At 70.6% G+C, this 5,926-nt stretch carries 8 protein-coding genes; 3 read left to right on the top strand and 5 right to left on the bottom strand.

What is annotated here, in order from left to right; genetic code table 11:
* Positions 1-46 precede the first annotated feature (46 nt).
* The 5 genes from ACFU7Z_RS34870 to ACFU7Z_RS34850 form a co-directional block, all read right to left on the bottom strand.
* Entirely contained in the window at positions 47-184 is a 138-nt protein-coding gene (locus ACFU7Z_RS34870) for a DUF397 domain-containing protein (RefSeq protein WP_241852732.1), read from the bottom strand.
* Positions 147-1,094 (bottom strand): Scr1 family TA system antitoxin-like transcriptional regulator, encoded by a 948-nt coding sequence (locus tag ACFU7Z_RS34865; RefSeq protein WP_380782013.1) that lies wholly within the window; start codon positions 1,092-1,094, stop codon positions 147-149. The genes ACFU7Z_RS34870 and ACFU7Z_RS34865 overlap by 38 nt, the downstream gene beginning before the upstream one ends.
* A gap of 257 nt (positions 1,095-1,351) precedes the next feature.
* The gene (locus ACFU7Z_RS34860) at positions 1,352-2,623 is read right to left on the bottom strand and encodes a S1 family peptidase (protein WP_380782011.1); all 1,272 of its coding nucleotides are present in this window, start codon (positions 2,621-2,623) and stop codon (positions 1,352-1,354) included.
* Positions 2,624-2,691: 68 nt separating this feature from the next.
* On the bottom strand, positions 2,692-3,084 hold the full coding sequence (locus tag ACFU7Z_RS34855; protein ID WP_049657962.1) for a hypothetical protein: 393 nt from the start codon (positions 3,082-3,084) through the stop codon (positions 2,692-2,694).
* 4 nt (positions 3,085-3,088) lie between these two features.
* A complete protein-coding gene (locus ACFU7Z_RS34850) occupies positions 3,089-3,526 on the bottom strand; it encodes a hypothetical protein (protein ID WP_380782009.1) in 438 nt (145 codons plus the stop codon).
* A gap of 358 nt (positions 3,527-3,884) precedes the next feature.
* Here ACFU7Z_RS34850 and ACFU7Z_RS34845 point away from each other — a divergent pair, with 358 nt between their 5' ends.
* The 3 genes from ACFU7Z_RS34845 (at position 3,885) to ACFU7Z_RS34835 (ending at position 5,894) form a co-directional block, all read left to right on the top strand.
* A complete protein-coding gene (locus tag ACFU7Z_RS34845; protein ID WP_380782007.1) occupies positions 3,885-4,280 on the top strand; it encodes a hypothetical protein in 396 nt (131 codons plus the stop codon).
* A gap of 533 nt (positions 4,281-4,813) precedes the next feature.
* A complete protein-coding gene (locus tag ACFU7Z_RS34840) occupies positions 4,814-5,089 on the top strand; it encodes a hypothetical protein (RefSeq protein WP_375874348.1) in 276 nt (91 codons plus the stop codon).
* A gap of 19 nt (positions 5,090-5,108) precedes the next feature.
* On the top strand, positions 5,109-5,894 hold the full coding sequence (locus ACFU7Z_RS34835; protein WP_049657953.1) for a helix-turn-helix transcriptional regulator: 786 nt from the start codon (positions 5,109-5,111) through the stop codon (positions 5,892-5,894).
* Positions 5,895-5,926: the final 32 nt, after the last annotated feature.

Here is a 5,926-nt window from a genome sequence, read left to right as displayed (position 1 = left end):
GGGCGCCATCGGGCGCCCCGCCCCCTGCAGCGCAATTGACGGCCAGTCAGTTGCCGACCGGGAACTCGTCCCCACGGATCGCGGTGATGAAGGAGCCCCAGGCGGCGGCCGGGAAGAGGAGGGCCGGGCCGTGGGGGTCCTTGGAGTCACGCACGGGAACGAGACCGGGAAATCCGGGGGCCACCTCGATGCAGTCGCCGCCGTTCGTGCCGCTGTGGCTGCTCTTGCGCCAGCTGGCCGCGTCGAGCTCGTTCCGCATCATCCCTGAACCCTTCCATCGCCTCGGCGATCAGCGTGAGCGACTCGCCCGCCGTGTGCGCGTCGCCGCGCAGGCGATCATAGCGGTGCCGATGCCCGGAAACGATGATCGGATCATCACAGGGATTGCCCTTGTCAAGGTTCTCGGAGTACACCGAGTGCTGGCCATCCGGCATCTCCAGAATGACCATTGAGGAGTTGATGATCGTCGTCCGAGCCGTGAACGGCACGATCTGAAGGACGATGTTCTCGCGCCGGGCGATGTCCAGCAGGTGCTGCATCTGCCGCATCATCACCCTCGGTCCGCCGACCACCGATCGAATCGCGCTCTCATCCAGGAGGACCACCAACTGCGGCCCGCCCTCGGCGAGGAAGCGCTTCTGCCGTGCGAGCCTCGCCGCGACCCGCCCCTCGATCACTTCAGGGTGCTCACCCGTTCCGCCTGCCTCGAACATCGCTCGCGCGTAGTCCCGGCACTGAAGCAGCCCGTGCATGTAGTCGGTCTGGAACACGTAGGCCCCGACCGCCTCGGCCTCCGAGTCGGCATGGGTCTGGAACCAGTCCGGATGGTCGATCTGTGCGCTCCAGTCGACCCCGTTGCACAGCCGCTTCAACAGGCCGCCGGTGTTCAGCAGCCGTTCGGTTTCCTCGAGTTCGTCGGCCGGAGGCTTCCGCCGTCCGCTCTCGGTCCGCGAGATCACCGTCCGGTCGAGGTGGAGTTCCTTGCCCAACCGCTCCTGCGTGTAACCCGCCGACTCCCGCGCGTGGCGGACCTCTTCACCGAACAAGATCGCGGAGCTCGCCGTCGGTCCCCGCTTGATCTTCCGCCGTGCCATCACTACCCCCAGCTCGCACGCCACGTGCTCAACACGCGTATCGGGAGGCCACCGTATCCCCGTACTTCGGCGTTCAGTACCGGAATGCGGTCTTTCGCTCGCACGGGGTAGTGGCGCGCGCCCCCGGCGTGCGCCCTTGCCGCCGACCGCTGTTCGGACGGGACAGGCCCGGTTCCCGACAGGCGTGTGCGGGAAGCCGGCCAGGCCGGCTTCCCGCACCGAGGGTGCTCGCGTTCCTCACCTGTGCCGTGGGGCGGTCACTGGTTCCAGTCGACCGTGGAGATGCCCCCGAGGTCCTGCGCGATCCTGGAGAGCGGCTGGATGTAGGTGTAGGGCCTCATCGAGTTGCCGGTTGAACCACCGGTCACCGTGCCGACAGCCTTGCTGCCGTAGAGGGCGGCCCCTCCGCTGTCACCGCCTTCGGACTGCATGCCGAGGACCTTGACCTGGTTGTACGAGGTGTACGTCTCCTCCCGCCCGTCCGGCAGCCTCCTCACCGTGGTGTAGGTGGAGATGCCGTCCAGGAACGTGCCGCACCGCCAGCCGCTTGTCACGCCCGAGGCGCAGATCTGCCCGCCGTCGGGTATCTCGTTGTCCGCGTTGCGGATGTAGCCGTCGTAGAGGTTGTAGCCGTCGGAAGTCTTGACTGCGCGCCCGCCGGGGGTCCAGCCCTTCGGGTTGTCCATCGCGATCAGCGCGTAGTCCGAGGCGGGGAACTGCCGGTCGGTGATGCGACCGATCCGGGTGTTGCGCGCGCTGTCCTGCGAGCTGTCGTCGCGCCGGATCGCCGGGTTCGACTGCTCCGGCCAGCAGTGGCCGGCGGTCACCAGGTAGGTCACACCGGCCTGCTTGATCATGATTCCGGCCGAGCAGGTGCCGGTGTTGTTCTCGTCCCGCAGGCCGTCGCCCCCGACCAGGCCGGTCCGAGCGTAGGCGGTCCCCTGGTGGGTGGTGACGCTGACCTTCGCACGGTCGGCGTCGGTGATGCCGGCCGTCCGCAGCATCGCCTCGGCGTCCGTGCCGGCCGGCACGTCCAGCACGACACGGTCGGTCCGGTTGTCCAGGGACCAGGAGCTGTCGCCCGGCGTCAGCTTCTTCTCCGCGGCCGCGTTGAGCCGCTCGTGCACCTCCCGGAGTTCGGCGGTGGTGTAGGCGGCGCGCTGCGGGATGACGCCGGCGGCCCGGGCCGCGCGCTCCCCCTCGTCGTCCAGCACGTTGGCGTGGACCTCGCCGTTCATCACGTCGAGCCACACGCCCGCGGCCTTGTCGCCCTGGCTGTCGCGGAACGCCCGGGCGGTCTTCGACAGCCCGCCCTCCGCGGCGAGGCGCTGCGCCACCTGCTGCTCGGGGAGCCCGAGTTGCTGCGCCAGCGCGTGGGCGGCGCCGCCCGGGGCGGCCGGGGGCGTCAAGGCGACGGTTCCGGTGGCCGAGGCCACGGCCGGGCTCTGGGCCGCGGCCGGTGCCAGGGTCACCCCGGCGAGCAGGAGCGCGGCTCCGGCCCTGGCGAGGGTCTTCCTGGAGACCTTCATGGTCATCTCCTTCGTGCGGATCGAACGTGTTGAGGTGAGAGGGGAGCGAGCGGGCGCCGGGCCACCGCTCAGGCGAGGATGTTCATCTGCGAGGACATCAGCCGGTACTGGCCGGAGGCGTAGTCGTAGGAGACGTAGCCGGTCCAGTACGCGCCGACCAGCGAGTCGGTGAGCTCCCGGGTGAAGGTGTACGAGGTGCCGTACGAGGCCCACTGCCAGGCGCCCGAGACGTAGGAGTTCACGCCGCACTTGTCCGGGTCGCAGTTGTACAGCCCGACCCAGTCGTACTTCCCGACCGGGTTGCCGTTGTAGTTCCAGCCGATCGTGACGACCTGGGTCTCCTTCACGTGGACGGCGGCGGCCCAGGTGCCCGGCGCGGACTGGGCCGCCGCGGCGCCCTGGGCGGGCAGCGCGCCCAGCAGGGCGAGGGCCAGCGCCGCCGCCTTCGTCGACAGGGCCACCGGCTCAGTCGATGTGGGAGCGGTGGGACTCGATGATGCGGTACTGGCTGGAGGCGTAGTCGTAGGAGATGTAGGCCGTCCAGTAGTCGCCGCTGACCGCCGGGACGCTGGTCAGGTACGAGGTGCCGTGGTTGTAGGCCCACTGCCAGGTCTCGTAGTTGTCGATGCCGATGGCGTTCGGGTCCCGCTTGTAGAGGCCGATCCAGTCGTACTTGCCGACGTTGTTCGGCGGGGTCCAGTTGATCTGGACGTAGCCGCCGTTCTTCTCGGCCCAGGTCGTGGGCGCGTCCGCCGCCAGCGTCGAGTTCGGCGCGCCCTGGGCGCTCCGGACGCCTGCGGGCACCGCCGCCGAGGCGGTGGCCGTGCCCGCGAGGGGCAGGGCGACGGCCGTCACCAGGGCCGCGACGGCGGCGGCACGGGTGGGATGGGGAATGCGGGACATGCGAGTCCTCCTGGGTCGTCTGCCGGCGGCCCCACCTGGCGGCCGCCGAGTCCGTGACCGGACCAGGAACACGCTCGTGGACTCCCGCAGACAAGCGGTCAACGCCCGGTCGACGCCCTGGTCACCACGGCCGCGGACACCCTCGACGGGCGCCCCGGTAGACAACCGATGAACGGCGAAACGGTGAACTCCCGTACCACGCCCATGATTTCAGGAGGACAGGCCTCCGCAACGGGAGGGCCGCCACGCGGATCGGAGGCAGTCCGAGGCCGGTCGGAGGGCGGCGCCCGCGGTGGTGTTACGGTCGCACCGCGCCGACCAGCCGGCCGGGCGGAGGGCAGTGAGGGAGCAGGGCGTCGTGGACGGACACACGGATCCATACAAGGTGTTCATCGACGTGCTGGCCCACCGCCACGCGGGTGCCCAGCGGCAGGCTCTGACCGGGGAGTCGATCGCCGCCTACACCGAGCTGAACCACCTCCTGGGGCGCACCAAGGGAACGCTGGCAAGGACGGTGTGGCTCGACTGCGCCGACGAGCTCGACCGGTGCGTGAACCTCTACAGAAGCGCCTGGACGCGGTTCGCCTCGGTGGTCGGCGACGACTACCCGAACGGTGCGGACACCGCGCCCTCGCCGGAGCTGGGCCCGGAGACGACCCGGGCGTTCCAGGAGGCCGCGGACGGGCTCCGGGCCGCGCTCGCCGTCCTGCGGAGGGAGGCCCGCCTGCTCGGCTGCGAGAGCTGGGTTCGCTAGGGGCTTCCCTCCGACCCGGGTGGCGGCGGGGAATGCGGGGGATGCGGGGAGGGGCGGTGGCGGGGCCCGTCACAAGTGGAGTGCCCGCCACCGCCGGAGTGCAGAGAGACCGCCTCGGGCCACCGGGGCCGGGCGGTCTCTGCTGTTCGGGCGGGCCCATGCGCCAACACGGCCCGCTGCCGATGTTCCCGAGATGTTGGAGTGAACAGCGCCCCCCGGGTTCCGGACCCGCAGGTCCGGGTGACGCCGCTGTCAATCGTCACACCCGGCCAGGACGGCTTACAAGGGCGCGCTGCACAAAGGCGCATCAAAATCCGGTTTCGATTCGTTGAACTGCGGCTTTCTGGTACGACGTTCGCAAGATTTCAGGTAGGGGCCGGGACTGTCGCGCATCAATCCGCGCGATGTTCGCCGAACCGATTGGGATTCACCCATATGCCTGACAGAGTGTCATCCAACGGGCACCCCGTGCGACGCCAACCGCACAAGTGCCCACCCGTTGGAGTGGACAGTGATATAGGAGGGTTCCCTCGATGACGAGGAAGCGGAACAAGCGCGTCCCCATCCCCTGCGCGGACGGTGTCCCGAGGCCCGCGCGCCGCCCGGCCCTGCCCTGGCCGTTCGTGGCCGGACAGTCGTCCGTGACGGCCGTGACCGCCGGCCAGGTGGCCGTGGTGATCGTCGTGGTCGTCCTGACGGTCGCGCTCACCGCCGCCCTGGTGGCGACCGGCATGTCCGCCGGAGTGGCGCTCGAACTGACCACCGGGGGCTGGCTGTTGGCCTCCAGGCTGCAAAGGGGACGGGCCTAGGGGAGAGCGCCTGCCTGCGATGGGACGCCGAGAGAACCCGATCGAGACGACCGAGCCGGCGCTGAGCCGACTGGCCGCCTGGCTGCGGGAGCAGCGCGAGCAGGCCGGGTTGACGTACAGTCAGCTCGCCGTTCGGACCAACTACCACGCCACCACCCTGCAACGGGCCGCCAGCGGACGCTCCCTGCCGAGCTGGAAGGTCGTCGAGGCCGTCACCGGCGAATGCGGCGGCGACCTCAAGACGGCCCGGCGCAAGTGGGTCCACGCCAACTACTGGGCCCACGTGCCCCGCCCCTCGGGGAGCCGGCGGCTGCGCGCACCGAGGCGGGTCGACCCCCAACAGGTCGACTCCTTCGCCGACTTGCGCCGGGCGATGCACGAGATGCGCCGCAAGGCCGACTGGCCCTCCCTGCGGGAACTGGACCGCCGGGCCCGCGACCGGGGCGGGCGCCTGCCCTCCAGCACGCTGGCCCTGGTCCTCAAGGGCGAGGCCCCGCTGCGCAAACCCGTCTTCCTCGCCTACATGGAGGTCTGCGGGGTCCGGGAGGCCCGCCGCGCGCTGTGGGCGGCGGCCTGGGACCGGACGAACAACGCCCGCACCCCGTTCCCGGTCAACTCGCGCACGTACCAGAGCGAGTTCACCCGGGCCATGCAGTCCTCCAGCGCCGGGACGTCGACGGACATCCTGTTCCGGCTCTGGATGACCCTGCGCACCAACCTGGCCGCCGACCGCGACGACGGCCCCGGCCACTCCGGCGCGGCGGGCCGCGGAGGCACCGACGACAACCCGCCGGTGCTCGTGTGACCCGGTCCGCGGCCGGGACGCGCCACCCGCTG

Source organism: Kitasatospora sp. NPDC057518 (genome assembly GCF_042802075.1).
Lineage (GTDB): Bacteria > Actinomycetota > Actinomycetes > Streptomycetales > Streptomycetaceae > Kitasatospora.
Note: the sequence above shows the minus strand (reverse complement) of the source record. Positions and strands in the feature narration are given on the sequence as shown.

Coding starts and splice junctions, on each gene's coding strand:
- ACFU7Z_RS34865 (WP_380782013.1), bottom strand. CDS start 1,094: ATGGCACGGCGGAAGATCAAGCGGGGACCGACGGCGAGCTCCGCGATC.
- ACFU7Z_RS34860 (WP_380782011.1), bottom strand. CDS start 2,623: ATGAAGGTCTCCAGGAAGACCCTCGCCAGGGCCGGAGCCGCGCTCCTG.
- ACFU7Z_RS34850 (WP_380782009.1), bottom strand. CDS start 3,526: ATGTCCCGCATTCCCCATCCCACCCGTGCCGCCGCCGTCGCGGCCCTG.
- ACFU7Z_RS34840 (WP_375874348.1), top strand. CDS start 4,814: ATGACGAGGAAGCGGAACAAGCGCGTCCCCATCCCCTGCGCGGACGGT.
- ACFU7Z_RS34835 (WP_049657953.1), top strand. CDS start 5,109: ATGGGACGCCGAGAGAACCCGATCGAGACGACCGAGCCGGCGCTGAGC.